Origin of the sequence: Xiashengella succiniciproducens, assembly GCF_023674465.1 — a bacterium.
GTDB lineage: Bacteria > Bacteroidota > Bacteroidia > Bacteroidales > Marinilabiliaceae > Geofilum > Geofilum succiniciproducens.
This window is the reverse complement of record NZ_CP098400.1, coordinates 828,232-847,319: the sequence shown is the minus strand read 5'-3', so window position 1 is coordinate 847,319 and position 19,088 is coordinate 828,232. Positions and strand designations below refer to the sequence as shown.

Here is a 19,088-nt window from a genome sequence, read left to right as displayed (position 1 = left end):
AATATTAATTACTACCCGGAGGTGTGATTCTCCTCTCTCCTCCACGACCGCCCTGGCCACCTGCAGACATACCACCTGGAGCTCCCTGACCACCCTGGAAGCCTCCCTGACCACCAGGACCACCCTGTCCTGGTTGTCCACCTTGAAAACCACCTGGTCCTCCGGGACCACCAGGAAATTGACCAAAGCCTTCAGAGTCAGCTTCACTCTCTTCAGCTTCTCTTTGTTGACGCTCCGCAGCTTCCTTCTTTGCTTCCTCTGCCTTCTTTAGCAGGTCCTCATATATGTCAGTTCCAAGTAATGGCAAACTCTCAGGATCAGCAGGGGCATTCATCACTACTATCTGACCTTCTTCAAGTCCCCTGTTCACTACAACATGACTGCTGTTTTCAGGTCCAAGGTCAACAATCTGCCTTACTAGTCCTGACTTATAGGTGAATACATAGTTTGTTGAGTCTGTCCTGAATACTGACTCAAGCGGTATATAAAGCACATCCTTCTGATCACTTACAGTAATAATATTACTTGTTGTCATCGCAGGTCTCAGTTCAGGATCCGAACCAAACAGTTTCACTATTACCTCAAATACCTTAGTATCTCCATTTGGCAGTGTCTGACCGATATTGGCAACTGATATTACCTCTCCGTCAAAGACCTTATCGGGGAAGGCATCAACTCCAACTTTAACCTTTTGACCTTTCTTAATCTTTGAAATATCTATCTCATTGATATATGTCTTGGATATCATTGATGAAAGGTCGGGCAACTCAGCAATAATTGAGGCCCAGGGGCTTACCGAGCTACCGGCCTTGATCTTATTGCCCATACGGTCATAAGAATAAATAACCATACCAGGCATAGGAGCCTTAATCTCAAGGGCTTGAAACAGATTCTGAATATCTCTTACTATCTCCTGGTTACGACGAACTTCATCCTGTGCCCTGAGCACTGTGTTTCTGGCCTGAGTTTCCTTCAACTCATAGTTTCTTTGCAACTGCAGGAGGTTCTGCTCTGCCCTTTCAAGATCAAGAGCTGCCTGACGTTTAACGGCAGGCGACTCATACACCGACTGCTCAAGCACAAGCTTTTTTTCTTCTACTTCAACCTTGGCATTAAGCAATCCATCGCGCAGGTTGCTCATATTAATGTTGGTATCGATCCTCGCATCTTCCAGAGACTGCAATGCCTTCTTGAGGTTTTCCTCTGCATTTGTAAGCAGCTCCTCAACAGTACTGTGATCGAGGGATGCAACAAAGTCACCCTGTTGTACCACAGTACCTTCCTCTACCAACTCTGTGATTTGAATCTCAAAAATGTTAATGTTACGACTTGACAGCTCTTTGGGAACTTCAATAAAGGTTGAATTCTCGGCCAGCAACTGCCCGGTCGAAAACACAACTCCAGTAAAATCCCCACGCTGTACGGGTACCTCAATCAAAACCTCATGTATGATTTTGTTATTCTTTAACAAGCGGTACCCTACAAAGATCAATATCACTGCTGCAAGACCTATTGCAGCGATCCTGATTAGCTTATTATTTTTCTGCATGTTCGAAGAATAGTTTCCTGTGAGACAAGATGAGATGCCCAAGGTTTAATCTCCTTGGGCATTTATACAAATAAAAAGGTAAATTATACCGTCTGAAATTTTCGGTCAAAGATTTAGCCGGCAAATTCCCTAATCAGTTTCATCACATTACCGGCCAGTTCTTCAGCAGCTTCCCTTGATGGAGCTTCAGAATATATCCTGATTATCGGCTCTGTATTAGACTTGCGCAGGTGAACCCATGAATCCGAAAAGTCAATCTTCACTCCGTCAATATCATTTACTTTCTCCTTGCTGTAATAGTCTCTAACCTTACTTAGTATTGCATCCACATCAATACCGGGTGTCAGCTCTATCTTGTTCTTGGACATTATATATGAAGGATAACGCGAACGAAGTGCCGAACAGCTGATTCCTTCATGGGCAAGGTGAGTCAGGAATAATGCGATGCCTACAAGGGCATCGCGACCGCAATGGCTTGCAGGATAGATTACACCACCATTTCCTTCGCCACCTATCACTGCATTGGTTTCCTTCATTTTAGTAACTACATTTACCTCTCCAACAGCAGCGGCAGCATAGCTACCTCCACGTCTCACTGTTACATCACGCAGAGCCCTTGTTGAACTAAGGTTTGATACAGTATTGCCGGGAGTGCGGCTAAGGATATAATCGGCAACCGCAACAAGGGTGTATTCTTCGCCAAACATGCTGCCGTCCTCATTGATAATTGCCAGGCGATCTACATCAGGGTCAACCACGAAGCCTACATCAGCCTTTTCCTTTCTTACAAGGTCTGAAATCTCTGTGAGGTGCTCAGGCAGTGGCTCTGGATTGTGGGGAAACTGACCATTGGGGGTGCAGTATAGCTCAATTACTTCCTTTACTCCAAGTGCCTTAAGTAAGGCTGGTATTGCAATGCCGCCTACTGAGTTGACACAGTCAATAGCTACCTTAAAGTCTGCCTTCTTGATTGCTTCAACATCGACAAGCTCCAGATCAAGCACATGCTTAATGTGCACATCCAGAAAACCAGGCTCCTCAGTCAACGTGCCCAGTTGATCAACTTCAGCATGATCAAAGGCCTCTTTAGCCGCAATATCCAAAATCATCTCACCGTCAGCGGCTGACAAAAACTCACCCAATGAATTGAGCAGCTTCAATGCATTCCATTGTCTGGGATTATGGCTGGCAGTAATTATAATACCTCCCTGCGCATTAAAATGCGTAACTGCCAGTTCGGTACCCGGTGTAGTCATCAACCCAAGGTCAATAACATCAATACCAAGACCAATCAGTGCACCTGTAACCAGGCGACTCACCATCTCACCCGATATGCGGGCGTCACGACCTACAACAACTTTTGGCTTTATCCCCGGAAAGGCTCCTTTAATCCAGGTTCCATATGCTGATGAGAATTTTACAACATCCATTGGGGTTAGGGCATCACCGGACTGACCACCGATAGTACCTCTGATTCCTGAAATAGATTTTATCAATGTCATTTTACTTGTTTTTTCATGTTGTATCTTTATGCAAGGGTATTTTCCCGCTGCAGTAGCAAAGATAGCTGAAAAAGAGGTGTAAGCCCATTAATTTTTCGCAACTTTGCAGTGATTTTGGATATAATAAAATGAGAAACAAAAAGGATTTTAATTCAGGTGGGCCTGCCGGAAAAAGGTCAAGACCGGAGCAGGATAAAGCAGGCTCAAAACCAGGGGTAAGGACCGGAAAAGGCGCATATGCCGGCAAACGCGAGTTTGCCGCCAGAGATAATGCACCCAAAGCCCGCACCAGACCCGTACAAAAACCAACTGAGAAAGTATTTGACGAAGGTGAAGCCATTAGGCTAAATCGTTATATTGCCAACAGTGGGGTATGCAGCAGAAGGGATGCTGATGAACTTATTACCCAGGGACTGATTACTGTCAATGGCAAGGTAGTGACCGAACTCGGTTCTAAGGTTAAGGTGAGTGATGATGTTCGCTATAATGGCAAACGACTCAATCCCGAAGAAAAGGTTTATATCCTTATAAATAAGCCAAGGGATATGGTTACTACAACCGATGATCCCCAAGGAAGACGAACTGTGATGGACCTTGTAGAAGGGGTCTGTACTCAGAGAATTTACCCTGTTGGTCGTCTCGACAGAAACACCACAGGAGTGCTGCTTCTAACAAATGACGGAGAACTCTCACGCAAGCTCACGCACCCGTCATCTCTGACCAAGAAGATTTACCATGTATTCCTCGACAGGCCAATAGCCCGTCAGCATATGACTGATATTAAAAAGGGTATCGAACTGGAGGACGGATTGATTCAGGCAGATGACATAGGATATGCTGATGAGAGCGACCATTCCCAGATTGGTATTGAGATCCACTCAGGACGAAACAGGGTAGTAAGAAGGATCTTCGAAACCCTCGGATACAAAGTTGAAAAGCTCGACAGGGTGTACTTTGCAGGTCTGACAAAAAAGAATCTTGCCAAAGGTCACTGGCGCTTCCTCACTAAGGAAGAGATTAGAAACCTGAAAACCGGACTGATGAAATAAATGGGACGCCTCCATGCCTGCGCAAAGTCGCTTTGTATAGTTGTTTTCATTCTTACCATGCCCTCCCTATTCTCACAGCAAACAGGGACAGGCAATGAAGTTATTCGTCATATCCCACAAAGCGATTCTGCACTTGTTGCCCTTATCGACAGTCTGGAGAGGGAACACTACCTTAAGGCAGAACGTGTCTTTAATGAAGAAATGGCCGAAGGCTGGATGCCGGCAGGATTTGTTAGTGTCCAACTAGGTAGGTTGATCAACTACAATCATTACGAAGGATTTAAACCGGGCGTTGGTCTCAGGACCAACGCCTTTCTTTCTGAACTCTTCAGTACAGGTGGTTTTTATTCAAGAAGCCTTCGCTCAGAAGACAACAACTACGGAGCTTTCTTTCGACTCTACCTGGAAGCTTCAAGATCATCCTACCTTGACCTGGCTTTTCAAAAAGACCTGAATGCAACAGGGACTTTTTACTTCCTTGAAGGAGTGGAGCCCTTCTCAGATGAAGTATTTAAGATGTTTGCAACAGAAAGCGTTGATCTCACACGCAAGTACTCAATTGCTGTTACCCAACAACTAAGTGCCTCACTCAAAGGCGAACTGAGTTGGAACCACGCCAATCTGTCGCCCAGGAAACTCTACCCCTTCCTTACCGACTCTACTAATCTCGGTGATCTCCAAGGCAATGAAGCCGGACTTCGCCTCAAATGGCATACAAAAAAGGAAACTGCTACAACCATCTGGACCAATGTCTTTTTTGGACAGGGCAATAAGACAGTGCCTTACGAATATATCAGGTTGGAAACCCAGGCTGAAATATCTGTACCTCTGTCAGCTGTATGGACTACAGATGTAAGAATGACTGCTGCAATTATAAGAGGAGACTTACAGGCATCTCACTTATATAGTGCCTTCGGTACAAGGAGTAGGCTCATTGGTATAGAGTCACGCTATTCCTTTGCCACTATGAGTCCATCCGAATTTGCCGCATCAAGTTTTGCAATTCTTTACTTAAGGGCTTCACTTCAAACAGGAAAGGATAAGCCTTATGGTTTCAGACCCCTGATAATCTTTTCATCATCAGGTGGCGTAGGTAACTTATCTCCAGCATTTGATGAAATTGCAAAAACGTTCGAAAAAGGTTATTTTGAATCTGGTATTTATTTTGCTGAATTGATAAGACATGAATTTGTAAGTTGCGGACTGTCCCTTCACTATCGCTATGGACCATATGCAATGCAGCGTACTATAGATAATCTGGCTATCAAACTAGGCATACTAATAAAAACCAAATCCAAAAATTAACAGGTACACACATGAAAAAAAGAGATTTCCTTAAAGTTTCGCTCCTTGCAGCCGGAGCTATGATGTTACCCAGAAAAGCTTCCGCACTGAAGTTCTACCCAACAAAAAAAGATACTGACTGGGCCATCCTTTACAGCACATGGTGCGGTTCGTCACGCGACGCAGCAGTCTGGATCTCGGAAGGTATGAACGGAATAGCTGAGGTCTTCGACGTAAAGGAGAATCCCGACCTTTCTGGCTACAGCCATATTGTTGTTGGCGGCTCTATCAGAAGTGCTGCGACAAGTCCACAACTGCAGGAATATCTTAAGAAACATCGTAAACAACTAGCCCCAAAAATCAAGGCTTACTTTGCAGTATGTGGTAATATGATGCGCCCGGTGACAGATCAGCTCTATACCCAGTTTTTTACTGATCATTTGTGCAAAATAACCGGAGTAGTTGATGTGCCTCAAAAAGTATTCCTTGGCAGGATCACCTGGGGATTAATGGAACCTGAAGTTAGGGAACAAATGCAGTCATTCCCGGGCATGGTAGAGTATGACAATCTTAAAAGACAGGACTGCCTGGAATTCGGAAAAGAAATCTTTGAAAGTATCTAGTAAGTAAACCCTGAAATGTTCCCCTAATACATATTATTCCCTTCCAACACATAGTGGGATATACAACACGAAAGAGGTTGTCCAATTAAGGGCAACCTCTTTTTCAATTTAAGCAACTTGATAAGAATAGATTTCGATTTTTAGATGAACATGCTTACGAAAATTCCATATTCCTTTTTGGATTTTTGCATATAGGGGTTCAAACAAGAAGAAAATTGCATTTTGGAGTACTGTTTTTGAAACACACGCACCTTTGCCTATGATTTTTCTTAAGTTATGAGCAATAGCTATCAGGCCAAACTCGATTTCAACTTTCTTAAGGCCTTTCAGTGTAAATCTGGTGAACTTGTTGTTGTGTTTTATTTGTCCAAACACTGCTTCCGGTTCTATTGGGCGTCTACTTCTGTGATATAGGCCCTGTTCACTTAATAGCTGTTCCCTGGCCTTCTTTTTTAGGATCCTTAACCTGTGATTGATCTCTATTATTCGATTACCGGTAGCTTGAAAACAAAGTCCGCGCAACGGGCATCCAGTACAGTTTTGCGCTTGATAACGTGTCACCTTTGATACATACCCATTCTCAGAAGTCACTTTTCTTTCACCTTTATTGGTCATATGCTGTCCCATCGGGCATACATAATAATCTTCATGTTCGTTGTAATATAGGTTTTGGCTTAGAAATGCATTCTTTTTAAATGCTCTTTTCTGTTCTTTGTGGAAGTAGTTGTACTTGACAAAGTACTCTATATTATTTGCTTCCAGGTATTCATAATTCTCCTCGCTTCCGTAGCCGGCGTCTGCAACGACCGTAGAGCTATGACTTCCATATTGGTTTTTAAATCCCTCCAGATGACACTTTAATGTTCTTGTATCACCTGGGGTTTGATGGATACTGTAATGGGTAATAATCTGGTTCTCTGTACTAATCTGAGGATTATAAGCTGGTTTCAACTGCCCATTCTTCATATGATCTTCTTTCATTCGCATGAAAGTAGCATCCTCGTCTGTCTTGCTAAAACTGTTGCGATCACCCAGAGTGTCAAGTTGCTTCTCGTATTTCTCCAACCGTGGCAGGTGTTCCTCCTGTAATTGCTTTAGTTGCTTAGATGTGGACTTATTTGTATCCTTAAGCCTGGTGTTAAGCTCAGCTATTTTGCTTTTTAATAAATCTGAGTCTATTGATTGGGGCAAATCTTCTTTGTTGAGAGTTTTTGAGTCCTCTTTAATTTGACTATCAATATCTTTAAGAATACTCCTTATCCTTTCTTCCAGTTTTGCTTTGTTTTTCTCAACTGTGCCTCGCCATACAAAGGTGTACCTGTTTGAGGTAGCTTCTATTTTTGTTCCATCAACATACTGTACCTGAAGACTCACAAACCCCATACCATGCAGTAATCTAACTACTTCTGCAAAGATGGTCTTAATTTCTCCCTGCAAACGGGTACTCCTAAAATAATTGATTGTTCTAAAGTCTGGAACACAGCCCTTTGATAACCAGATAAAATGAATATTCTCTTGTAAAGCCTTTTCAATCTTTCTGCACGAAAATATGTTGTTTAAATAGCTGTAAAACAGTATTTTAACCATCATTCTTGGATGAAAACTGCTAGCACCACCACCTTTGTATTTATTTAGTATAGAAGAGATATCCAGTTGATCTACAACCTTATCAACCAGACGAACTGGATGGTCTGCTGGTATGCGATCCAAGAGGTTTTCAGGGAATAACTGAGCTTGATTGTTTGGAAGCTCTTTGAAAACAACTTTTTTCATTATGGATTGATTTATAGCATTAATATACTATATATCAATTATATAACCAACTTTTTCAGGAAGAAAATCAAACAAAAAAAGAGACTGCCTAATCTTTTTAGACAGCCTCTTTTGTAAAATCGAGTAGGAGAAACGGGATTAATTCCCGTTTCGTCCTCTCCCACCACCGTACGTACGGTTCTCGTATACGGCGGTTCCTTAATATTCAACTCTTACCGCTTTGTAATAATCCGATAAGAAAACGTATCCGGCCAAACGCAGCCGCTGGTCTGTGACAGTTCTGGATAGGATAAAGCTATTTGCTATATGCCAGTAGCCTTTCCTTGTGTTCGCCCACTCGTAAGCTTTGTATTTATTTATACCCAGCTTTATAAGATTGGCCACTTTGGTTTTGATCCGTTTCCATTGTTTCCAGATTACCATTCGTAGCCGTCGGCGGTACCACGCATCCGTTTTTATCAGTAGCTTTTGCATATCGGCCAGTTTGAAGTATTGCACCCAGCCCTTAATATATTGACTTAATGCTTCCTTCCTGCGCTCGTTGCCCCATCCGTTGCTTCTCGATGTTAGCCTTTTAATTTTAGCTTTCATCTTTTCCACACTTTTGGGGTGTATCCTCAGCCTTCCTTCACCTCTATAGCGATAGAAGGTATAGCCAAGAAATTTAACATCCTTTACGTGTGCCACTTGGCTTTTGTCCCGATTGACTGTCAAGAAAAGCTTTTCTTCTATAAATGAAACGATGCTTTTCATCGTCCGATGGGCGCTTCGCCGGCTCTTACAGAGTATGACCATATCGTCAGCATAGCGTACAAATTTATGACCTCTGCTTTCGAGTTCTCGGTCCAACTCGTTCAGTAGGATATTTCCCAGCAGAGGACTTAGTGGTCCTCCTTGCGGTACGCCCTCATGGGTTTCTTCATAGTGGTCTTCATCCATTACTCCAGCATTTAGGTACTTGTGGATAAGTGACACCACCCGCCCATCTTTAATGGTACGCGATAGTATCTCTATCAACTTGCTGTGATTAACGGTATCAAAGTACCGCTCCAGGTCTATATCCACTGCGTAAACATAACCCTGGGTAATGTAGTCCCGACACTTACGAAGGGCGCCATGAGCGTTCCGTTTAGGTCTAAATCCATAACTGTGAGATGAGAACTGAGGCTCGTAAATGGAGGTCAGTTTTTGCGCGATGCTTTGTTGGATCACTCTATCCACGACTGTGGGGATGCCCAACTGGCGCTGTTTTCCGTTTTCTTTGGGTATTAAAACCCGCCTTACCGGATTGGGGCGGTATTTCCCCTGTTGGATGGATTGTATTAGTCTATCCTTGTTATCTACAAGATAGTCCTTTAAAGACTCTACCTCCATCTTGTCTACTCCACCCGCTCCTTTATTGCGCTTTACTTGTTTGTAAGCGCTGTTCAGGTTTGAGGGGGACAGGATATGCTCTAATAATCCGTTTCCTAAACGATAATCATTGGTGGTGAGGTTGTTTTCAGTTATCCAAATGAAGGTCTGCCCTTCCACATATCCGTCGGATGCCGTCCTATCTTTCTGTGGACAGGTCTTTGATGATGCAAAGATTTTCTGCTTTCTTTCCTTCATGTTGGTAATCCTCATTTACTTCTCACTCAATCAAGGTTCTGCCCTTCCCACTTTGAGGAGTTTAGTGGTACTATGGCTTCTGCTGACTTCTCATGGCAAGCTTTACTCCGTGCTTCATACGCTGTTTCCACACGTCCATGAGACCTCCCGTGGTAAGATAAATAACCTTCATCCCATATCCCCGCCACATTTACACTCCGGTGTCCGCATAATCTTTGGACTTTGACTTGTTTTGCAGTCTCATCCCACCGGTTGTGCCTGATATGATTCGTGTTCCTCGGGGCAGGATTTTGCCGTAGACTTCCTTCAGATTCCACCTCGCGATGGATACCCTTGTCCTTAGCTAATGGTTGGCGATTATGGACCCCCATAGTGGACTTGCACCACCAAGTTATTTACCATGCACGGCACACAAATAAGAGGCTGCCCTTTATCGGACAGCCTCTCTCTTGTAAGATGGGCGGCGACCTACTCTCCCGTTTTTACGCAGTACCATCGGCGCGGCAGGGCTTAACTTCTCTGTTCGGTATGGGAAGAGGTGGATCCCCTGCGCTATAGCCACCTAAATATCTTAGAGTTTGTACTCTCTCTTTGTTCATTGCTACAACCTTCGTCGTAGTGATATCTTAACATATTGATTACAAGATAAAGACTTGAGACTAAAATACCAGCTCTGAAAGTCTCGGGTAATTAGTACTGCTCGGCTTTGATGTTACCACCTTTATACCTGCAGCCTATCAACGTCATAGTCTTTAACGCCCCTTATATGGAGATCTAATCTTGAGACAGGCTTCGTGCTTAGATGCTTTCAGCACTTATCCCTTCCAAACATAGCTACTCAGCGCTGCACCTGGCGGTACAACTGATACACCAGAGGTTTGTCCATCACGGTCCTCTCGTACTAATGACAGGGTCTCTCAAATCTCCTGCGCCCACAACAGATAGGGACCGAACTGTCTCACGACGTTCTGAACCCAGCTCGCGTGCCACTTTAATCGGCGAACAGCCGAACCCTTGGGACCTTCTCCAGCCCCAGGATGTGACGAGCCGACATCGAGGTGCCAAACCGCCGCGTCGATGTGAGCTCTTGGCGGCGATCAGCCTGTTATCCCCGGAGTACCTTTTATCCTTTGAGCGATGGCCCTTCCATGCGGAACCACCGGATCACTATGCCCTAGTTTCCTACCTGTTCGACTTGTCGGTCTCACAGTCAAGCACCCTTGTGCCATTACACTCTACTGACGATTGCCAAACGTCATGAGGGTACCTTTGGGAGCCTCCGTTACTCTTTTGGAGGCGACCACCCCAGTCAAACTACCCACCAAGCAATGTCTCCCTCTCTCTGAGGGATTAGACTTCAGGCAAGTCAAGGGCCGTATTTCAACGGCGACTCCATGATACCTGGCGGCACCACTTCATAGTCTCCGGCCTATCCTACACATAACTTACCCAAAATCAATGCTAAGTTGCAGTAAAGGTTCACGGGGTCTTTCCGTCCCGTTGCGGGTAACCGGCATCTTCACCGGTATTACAATTTCACCGAGCTCACGGCTGAGACAGTGCCCAGATCGTTACACCATTCGTGCAGGTCGGAACTTACCCGACAAGGAATTTCGCTACCTTAGGACCGTTATAGTTACGGCCGCCGTTTACTGGGGCTTCAATTCAATGCTTTGGATTGCTCCTGACATCTCCTCTTAACCTTCCAGCACCGGGCAGGTGTCAGGCCATATACCTAATCTTTCGATTTTGCATAGCCATGTGTTTTTGTTAAACAGTCGCCTGGGCCATTTCTCTGCGTCCTGTCAATCGCTTAACAGGAACCCTTTCTCCCGAAGTTACAGGGTTAATTTGCCGAGTTCCTTAGCCGTGGATCACTCGAGCGCCTTAGTATACTCAACCCAACTACGTGTGTCCGTTTACGGTACGAGCCGTTATACTCGCTTTTCTCGGTACAAGATGCTTGCCTTCGCTTCGGCCGAAACCTAAGCTCAGCGTGCTATTCCGTCAGCACCCAGACATCTCTCTTATACGTCACTTTTGTTGTATAACGGGTACAGGAATATTAACCTGTTTGCCATCCACTTCCCCTAACGGGTACGTGTTAGGGCCCGACTAACCCTGATCCGATTAACGTTGATCAGGAATCCTTGGTCTTTCGGCGTGGGGGTTTCTCACCCCCATTATCGTTACTTATGCCTACATTTGCTTTTCCAGACGCTCCACAATACCTCACGATACTGCTTCGACGCTGACTGGAATGCTCCCCTACCAATGATACCTAAGTATCATTCCATAGCTTCGGTAGTATGCTTGATGCCCGATTATTATCCATGCACGGTCGCTCGACTAGTGAGCTGTTACGCACTCTTTAAATGAATGGCTGCTTCCAAGCCAACATCCTAGCTGTCTCTGCAACCATACCGCGTTTTCTTCAACTTAGCATACATTTGGGGACCTTAGCTGATGGTCTGGGTTCTTTCCCTCTCGGACACGGACCTTAGCACCCATGCCCTCACTCTCGAAAAACATTATCCAGCATTCGGAGTTTGTCAGGATTTGATAGGCGGTGAAGCCCTCGCGTCCTATCAGTAGCTCTACCTCTGGATAACTCTTAATCGAGGCTGCACCTAAATGCATTTCGGGGAGTACGAGCTATTTCCCAGTTTGATTGGCCTTTCACCCCTACCCACAGTTCATCCGAAAACTTTTCAACGTTTACCGGTTCGGTCCTCCATTTCGTGTTACCGAAACTTCAACCTGACCATGGGTAGATCACTAGGTTTCGCGTCTATCCCTGCCAACTTAGCGCCCTTTCAAGACTCGCTTTCGCTTCGGCTCCGTGTCTAACAACACTTAACCTCGCTGGCAAGGTATAACTCGTAGGCTCATTATGCAAAAGGCACGCTGTCACCCCAATAAAGGGCTCCAACAGTTTGTAAGCGCACGGTTTCAGGTACTATTTCACTCCCCTGTTAGGGGTGCTTTTCACCTTTCCCTCACGGTACTGGTTCACTATCGGTCTCTCAGGAGTATTTAGCCTTACCGGATGGTCCCGGCAGATTCACGCAAGATTCCTCGTGTCCCGCGTTACTCAGGATACTGCTCGTAATATCATACTTACGTGTACGGGACTTTAACCCTCTATGATGCAACTTTCCAGATGCTTCCACTTCGTATTAATATTATCTTTATGCAGTCCTACTACCCCAACCCTGCCTAAACAAGATTGGTTTGGGCTATTCCCGCTTCGCTCGCCGCTACTGGGGGAATCACTTTTGTTTTCTTCTCCTCCGCCTACTAAGATGTTTCAGTTCAACGGGTTTGCCTCCTGAATTGCTCCAGGATACCAGGCCTTCAACCTGGTGGGTTGCCCCATTCGGAGATCTGCGGATCACAGGTTATGTGCACCTCCCCGCAGCTTTTCGCAGCTTGTCGCGTCCTTCTTCGCCTCTGAGAGCCTAGGCATCCGCCGTGCGCCCTTCTTTACTTTCTTTAATGCTTTAGCATTTTTTTCCTCTAGTCTTTCTCTTGTAATTCAATATGTCAATGATCGTTCTGCACTCTTACTTTGTGCTGTGTAGTCCTGCGCAGAGTTGAACTGCGGACCTCTACATTATCAGTGTAGCGCTCTAACCAACTGAGCTACAGGACTGAGTAGTGCTCGGTAGAGCAGTGTTATGATAATGATGCAATACCATAAGAAAAGACATTCAAGCTGATTTCCTTCGCTTTTTCTCAGGAAGATCTTTACTTAAGCTCTCCAGAAAGGAGGTATTCCAGCCACACCTTCCGGTACGGCTACCTTGTTACGACTTAGCCCCAGTCACCAGTTTTACCCTAGTACGCTCCTTGCGGTTACATACTTCAGGTACCCCCGGCTCCCATGGCTTGACGGGCGGTGTGTACAAGGCCCGGGAACGTATTCACCGCGCCGTGGCTGATGCGCGATTACTAGCGAATCCGGCTTCATGAAGTCGGGTTCCAGACTTCAATCCGAACTGAGACCAGCTTTCGAGATTGGCATCCCCTCGCGGGGTAGCGGCCCTCTGTACTGGCCATTGTAACACGTGTGTAGCCCTGGATGTAAGGGCCGTGCTGATTTGACGTCATCCCCACCTTCCTCACGGTTTACACCGGCAGTCCCGATAGAGTGCCCACCTTTACGTGATGGCAACTATCGGCAAGGGTTGCGCTCGTTATGGGACTTAACCCGACACCTCACGGCACGAGCTGACGACAACCATGCAGCACCTTGAAGAGTGTCCCGAAGGAAAAGCATCTTTCGACACCTGGCACTCCCCATTTAAACCCAGGTAAGGTTCCTCGCGTATCATCGAATTAAACCACATGTTCCTCCGCTTGTGCGGGCCCCCGTCAATTCCTTTGAGTTTCATCGTTGCCGACGTACTCCCCAGGTGGATTACTTAATGCTTTCGCTCAGTCACTAGCTATATATCGCTAACAACCAGTAATCATCGTTTACAGCGTGGACTACCAGGGTATCTAATCCTGTTTGATCCCCACGCTTTCGTGCCTCAGCGTCAGTAACAGCTTAGTAAGCTGCCTTCGCAATCGGCGTTCTGTGGTATATCTATGCATTTCACCGCTACACACCACATTCCGCCTACCTCAACTGTACTCAAGAACGGCAGTTTCAAAGGCAATGCTACAGTTAAGCTGCAGTATTTCACCCCTGACTTACAGTCCCGCCTACGCACCCTTTAAACCCAATAAATCCGGATAACGCTTGCATCCTCCGTATTACCGCGGCTGCTGGCACGGAGTTAGCCGATGCTTATTCATAGTATACTGGCAGACATCTACACGTAGATGTGTTTCTTCTACTATAAAAGCAGTTTACAACCCATAGGGCAGTCTTCCTGCACGCGACATGGCTGGTTCAGGCTTGCGCCCATTGACCAATATTCCTCACTGCTGCCTCCCGTAGGAGTCTGGTCCGTGTCTCAGTACCAGTGTGGGGGACCTTCCTCTCAGAACCCCTAGACATCGTAGCCTTGGTGAGCCGTTACCTCACCAACTAGCTAATGTCACGCATGCCCATCTATAACCTGTATCGCTACATTTAACTACTAATCCATGCGAATCAATAGTGTTATGCGGTGTTAATTCCCCTTTCAGGGAGCTATTCCCCAGTTATAGGCAGGTTGCATACGCGTTACTCACCCGTGCGCCGGTCGTCAGCGGTATTGCTACCCTGTTACCCCTCGACTTGCATGTGTTAAGCCTGTCGCTAGCGTTCATCCTGAGCCAGGATCAAACTCTTCGTTGTATGAAAAGTTTTTAAAAATATTATCTGGGCTCAATTCTAATCTTCCTCAAAGGAATTACGCTTTCCTGTCTTTTCTTTTTAGGTATTGCATCAATATTTTCAAAGATCGTTATTCTATTCACTAAGCGCCTTGCCATCTGCAAAGCGGGTGCAAAAATACGCATTATTCTATCCCCTCCAAATATTTCCTGACTAAATTTTGTGAAGATTTTATGCCCCGCAAATCAAGATTCTACTAATCAATAGAATAATGCAGTAAAAAAAATTACACCTCAAATTACCCTGAGCCGGGAACTAGTAAAGATATACTAACAAATGAAAAAATCCAACAAAATTTGCAACAAAATTTCGTCCGAAATCTTGCTTCTGATTGTTTAATCGTCCTATCGGCCGGTGGGAATATATAAACCAAAATGCTTCCCAAAAGGTTCACCACAACTTCAGAAAAACCCTATCTTCGCATAAACAATAAACCAGAGCATTGTGCATAAGAAGATAGTACTTATTCCAACGTACAACGAATGTGAGAATATTGAAGCCATGGTAAGAAATGTGATGTCCCAGCAACCAGGAGATTTTCATATTCTTATTATAGACGACAATTCTCCCGACGGTACGGCATCCATAGTCAAAAAACTGATGCCTGAATACCCCCAAAGGATACATCTGCTTGAACGTCCCGGAAAACAAGGGCTCGGAACGGCTTATATTGCAGGCTTCAAATGGGCTCTCCAATACGACTATGATTATATTTTCGAAATGGACGCCGACTTCTCACACGATCCCAATGACCTTATAAGACTCTATCATGCATGCGAGACACAGCATGCCCAACTGGCTATTGGTTCACGCTATATATCCGGTGTCAATGTGGTCAACTGGCCAATGGGCAGGGTGCTGATGTCTTACTTTGCTTCTGTTTATGTACGCTTTATCACAGGCATGAAAATTATGGATACCACTGCCGGATTCAAGTGCTACAACAGAGTCGTTCTTGAAACTCTGGATCTCGACAATATCAGGTTTAAAGGTTATGCCTTCCAGATAGAGATGAAATTCCTGACCTGGAAGCATGGCTTCAATATCGTCGAAGTACCCATAATCTTTACTGACCGTAGACGCGGAACCTCAAAAATGAGCGGTGGAATCTTCAGTGAGGCTGTGTTTGGCGTTATTCAAATGAAACTTGGTTCCTTCTTTAAAAAGTACAGAAGACATGTCAGCAACGCTAATTAAGAACGCTACTATTATTAATGAAGGTCGGTCCTTCAAAGGCAGTGTCCTGATAAAGGATCAGTATATTGATGGGATATACGAAACCGATACAGTCCTCCCAACTGCCGATACTATTATTGATGCCGAAGGTCTGCTGCTTCTGCCCGGAGTTATTGATGACCAGGTTCACTTCCGTGAACCCGGCCTCACACACAAGGCTGATATAGCTAGTGAGTCCGCCGCCGCAGTAGCAGGCGGTGTAACCTCCTATATGGAGATGCCAAATACTAATCCGCAGACTACGACTATAACCGAACTTGAAAACAAATTCGCCATAGCTTCACAAAAGTCGCTGGCAAACTACTCCTTCTTCCTTGGTGCTACCAATGACAACCTTGACGAACTACTCAAGGCAGATCCAGCCACAGTCTGTGGTGTCAAGGTATTTATGGGTTCATCGACTGGGAATATGCTAGTAGATGACAAGAAGGCCCTGGAACGCATCTTTAGCGAAGTACGCACCCTGATAGCTACCCACTGCGAGGACGAGGCTACTATTCGGGCTAATATGGAACTCTACCGGAGTCGCTATGGCGAGGAAGTACCATTCAGCCTACACCACGAGATACGCAATGCAGAAGCTTGCTACAAGTCCTCATCTATGGCTGTCGAACTGGCTGCAAAGCACAATACCAGACTCCATATACTTCACATCTCTACACAAAAGGAGCTGAGTCTTTTTGACAACTCAAAGCCAATTGAGGAAAAAAATATTACCTCAGAGGTTTGCGTTCACCACCTTTGGTTTACTTCGGATGACTATGCCTCAAAAAGTGCACGCATCAAGTGGAACCCGGCAGTTAAAACCCCTGCTGACCGTGAGGCTCTATGTGAAGCCCTGAAAAATAACCGCCTGGATGTGGTAGCAACCGACCATGCCCCACATACGCTTGAAGAAAAAAGCAAGACTTACTTTAATGCTCCATCGGGGGGGCCACTGGTTCAGCACTCCCTGCCAGCTATGCTGCAGATGAGTGACCAGGGTATTTTCAGCAGGGAACTGGTTGTTGAGAAAATGTGCCACGCCCCGGCAAAACTATTCCGTATTGACAAAAGAGGTTTTATTCGCAAGGGCTATTATGCTGACCTCGTATTGGTTCAACCGGGCATAGAAGACATAGTGAGCGACTCAACAGTACTATATAAATGTAAGTGGACTCCCTTTGACGGACAGATGTTCAACAACAAGGTGCTTACCACCTGGGTCAATGGACATGCTGTATACAACAAGGGTGTTATCAACACTTCAATAAAAGGAAAAAGACTTGCCTTTAATCATGTCAACTAAATATCTATGGCACGTAAATATGCAATTATCAAACTGTTGCTGCTTGCCATACCCATGGCAAGCCTGTCACTTTTATCTTGCAACAGGCAGGCCGAATCAGGTAAGACCTTAGTTTTGCCTGACACTGCAGTAGATCCCAGCTATAGGGTGGCCGATTCTTTAATCTACGACGTGGATCTGGTAAATATCCACACCGATGATGAATGGAGTACATTCAAACTCAGGCACATGAACAGGGAGAAACTCGTGGAACTGACCTTTGAGGGTGTATATAACGGACAGCTTCAAGCTTACGACTTCTTTACCGACCAGCCATTAACTGCCGACGAGGTAAGGCAGCGGGAACAAGCACCAGACTACGACCGTAAACATATCGATCAGATTCAGTTTGAGGAAAACTGGTTTTTTTCTCCAGAACAACAGGTGTTTTATAAAGAGATCAGCTCCTTTGTACTGGCTTATGGGGTTTATGCATACAACGGGGAACTCCGTGGTCATAAGCCTGTTTTCAAAATCAAACTGAAGAAATAAGGGGCTTGTAATATCTACCTATACTGACAATTACAGTTTTGCTATATCCAATCAACTCTATTTCAATACAAAACGAGCTACTTTGCGTGTCACCTGTGAGTCTATTATCTCCTTATCGACAGTCATCTTCTCGATCGACTCCGGAGTATATTGTCTGATAGTCAGTAGGTTTACACCCTGATTGTAGCGCACTGTAAAGTTGTCTTTCAGCACCTCCATCAGTCGCTCGCTATGACCATTGTCGTCAAAGCAGGCTGAGAAGTTGAGTGCCGAATTCTGCATCAGGTTCATCCTAATCCTAAACTTCCTGAATATAGATATTATCTCAATTAGCTTGTCCTCCATAATAAAGGAGAAATCCCTAGGGGATATAGTAACAAACATCTGGTCTTTCTTTAGGATGTACACAGGAACCTGCTCACTGATACCCTTACGTTCACAGATCCTGGTGCCGGGAGCATCATGATCCAGAAAGGACTTTACATTAAGTATTATATCCTTGTTTTGCAGCGGCTTCAATGTCTTGGGGTGAATAACCTGAGCCCCGTAGTATGCCAGTTCGATAGCCTCATTATACGACAACTCCTTGATCATTACCGCATCTGGAAACAACCTTGGGTCGGCATTAAGCACCCCGGGCACATCCTTCCAGATTGTAACTTCCTTAGCATCCATTGAATAGGCGATAATGGCGGCAGTATAATCCGAGCCTTCACGACCAAGCGTGGTAGTCAGATTATTGATTGTACCACCCAAAAATCCCTGAGTAAGGAACAGGCCCTTGCCATCAAAGGCCTTTCTAATCAACCTTGGAGTCAGCTCCCAGTCAACATTAGCATCCCTGTACAGATCATCGGTTTTGAGCACAGTTCTGACGTCCACCCATTTGTTGGCCAAGCCGTCGGCTGCCCAGTACTCTGAAATAATCTTTGTGGAAAACAACTCCCCAAACGATACTATACGGTCATACTCATAGTCATAATGCATCGAAGGTTCCTGGGAAATAATACCCTTCAATGACCTTGCAAGGTCATTGAACCCCATGCAGGCATCCCCATCTCCAAACAGGTCTTTTATTATATTCCTGTGATAGGCAATTACATTTTCGTAGGCACCAAGTGCCTCTTCCTGTTTCTTCTCAAAAAAACTTCGGTGTAGCTCCTCAAGAGCGTTTGTCATCTTGCCCATTGCCGAAATAACCGTAATCAACGGCTGCTCGGTCTTCCTTATTATTGATGTGACATTGCGTACTCCATCTGCATCTTTTACTGATGCACCTCCAAATTTGTAAACTCTTATCATACAAGCAG

Annotated in this window: 10 protein-coding genes, 1 tRNA gene, 3 rRNA genes and 1 pseudogene; 6 read left to right on the top strand and 9 right to left on the bottom strand. The window is 45.2% G+C overall.

What is annotated here, in order from left to right; all coding sequences use genetic code 11:
* Nucleotides 1-4 precede the first annotated feature (4 nt).
* On the bottom strand, nt 5-1,549 hold the full coding sequence (locus M9189_RS03615; protein ID WP_250724642.1) for an efflux RND transporter periplasmic adaptor subunit: 1,545 nt from the start codon (nt 1,547-1,549) through the stop codon (nt 5-7).
* 113 nt (nt 1,550-1,662) lie between these two features.
* The gene (gene glmM / locus M9189_RS03610) at nt 1,663-3,051 is read right to left on the bottom strand and encodes a phosphoglucosamine mutase (RefSeq protein ID WP_250724640.1); all 1,389 of its coding nucleotides are present in this window, start codon (nt 3,049-3,051) and stop codon (nt 1,663-1,665) included.
* 128 nt (nt 3,052-3,179) lie between these two features.
* Here glmM and M9189_RS03605 point away from each other — a divergent pair, with 128 nt between their 5' ends.
* The 3 genes from M9189_RS03605 to M9189_RS03595 are packed head-to-tail and all read left to right on the top strand — an operon-like array spanning nt 3,180 to nt 6,007.
* Complete coding sequence (locus M9189_RS03605) at nt 3,180-4,100, top strand: pseudouridine synthase (RefSeq protein WP_250724638.1); 921 nt, start codon at nt 3,180-3,182, stop codon at nt 4,098-4,100.
* Complete coding sequence (locus tag M9189_RS03600; protein WP_250724636.1) at nt 4,101-5,405, top strand: hypothetical protein; 1,305 nt, start codon at nt 4,101-4,103, stop codon at nt 5,403-5,405. It begins immediately after the preceding gene.
* A gap of 11 nt (nt 5,406-5,416) precedes the next feature.
* Nucleotides 5,417-6,007: a flavodoxin domain-containing protein gene (locus M9189_RS03595; protein ID WP_250724634.1), complete on the top strand. Its 591-nt coding sequence runs from the start codon at nt 5,417-5,419 to the stop codon at nt 6,005-6,007.
* Between the two features lie 252 nt (nt 6,008-6,259).
* Here the strand turns inward: M9189_RS03595 and M9189_RS03590 are convergent.
* The 6 genes and pseudogenes from M9189_RS03590 to M9189_RS03565 form a co-directional block, all read right to left on the bottom strand.
* Nucleotides 6,260-7,780 (bottom strand): annotated as a pseudogene (locus M9189_RS03590) (IS1182 family transposase); the annotation flags it as partial.
* A gap of 198 nt (nt 7,781-7,978) precedes the next feature.
* Entirely contained in the window at nt 7,979-9,391 is a 1,413-nt protein-coding gene (gene ltrA, locus M9189_RS03585; RefSeq protein WP_250722802.1) for a group II intron reverse transcriptase/maturase, read from the bottom strand.
* Nucleotides 9,392-9,846: 455 nt separating this feature from the next.
* Nucleotides 9,847-9,957: ribosomal RNA gene (gene rrf / locus M9189_RS03580) — 5S ribosomal RNA — on the bottom strand.
* A gap of 105 nt (nt 9,958-10,062) precedes the next feature.
* A 23S ribosomal RNA gene (locus tag M9189_RS03575) occupies nt 10,063-12,887 on the bottom strand.
* An 85-nt stretch (nt 12,888-12,972) separates the two neighbouring features.
* A tRNA-Ile gene (locus tag M9189_RS03570) sits at nt 12,973-13,046 on the bottom strand.
* 112 nt (nt 13,047-13,158) lie between these two features.
* Nucleotides 13,159-14,684 (bottom strand): 16S ribosomal RNA (locus M9189_RS03565).
* The 16S, 23S and 5S rRNA genes sit together here with 1 tRNA gene alongside, the layout of an rRNA operon.
* Nucleotides 14,685-15,167: 483 nt before the next feature.
* Between M9189_RS03565 and M9189_RS03560 the strand changes: the two genes are divergently transcribed.
* Genes M9189_RS03560 through M9189_RS03550 form a run of 3 tightly spaced genes read left to right on the top strand, consistent with a single transcriptional unit; the run spans nt 15,168 to nt 17,778 of the window.
* On the top strand, nt 15,168-15,920 hold the full coding sequence (locus M9189_RS03560) for a polyprenol monophosphomannose synthase (protein WP_250724630.1): 753 nt from the start codon (nt 15,168-15,170) through the stop codon (nt 15,918-15,920).
* On the top strand, nt 15,901-17,247 hold the full coding sequence (locus M9189_RS03555) for a dihydroorotase (RefSeq protein WP_250724629.1): 1,347 nt from the start codon (nt 15,901-15,903) through the stop codon (nt 17,245-17,247). Before M9189_RS03560 ends, M9189_RS03555 begins: the two co-directional genes overlap by 20 nt.
* 6 nt (nt 17,248-17,253) lie before the next feature.
* Nucleotides 17,254-17,778 (top strand): hypothetical protein, encoded by a 525-nt coding sequence (locus M9189_RS03550; RefSeq protein WP_250724628.1) that lies wholly within the window; start codon nt 17,254-17,256, stop codon nt 17,776-17,778.
* Between the two features lie 57 nt (nt 17,779-17,835).
* Here M9189_RS03550 and M9189_RS03545 read toward each other — a convergent pair whose 3' ends face one another.
* The gene (locus M9189_RS03545; RefSeq protein ID WP_250724626.1) at nt 17,836-19,080 is read right to left on the bottom strand and encodes an aspartate kinase; all 1,245 of its coding nucleotides are present in this window, start codon (nt 19,078-19,080) and stop codon (nt 17,836-17,838) included.
* Nucleotides 19,081-19,088: the final 8 nt, after the last annotated feature.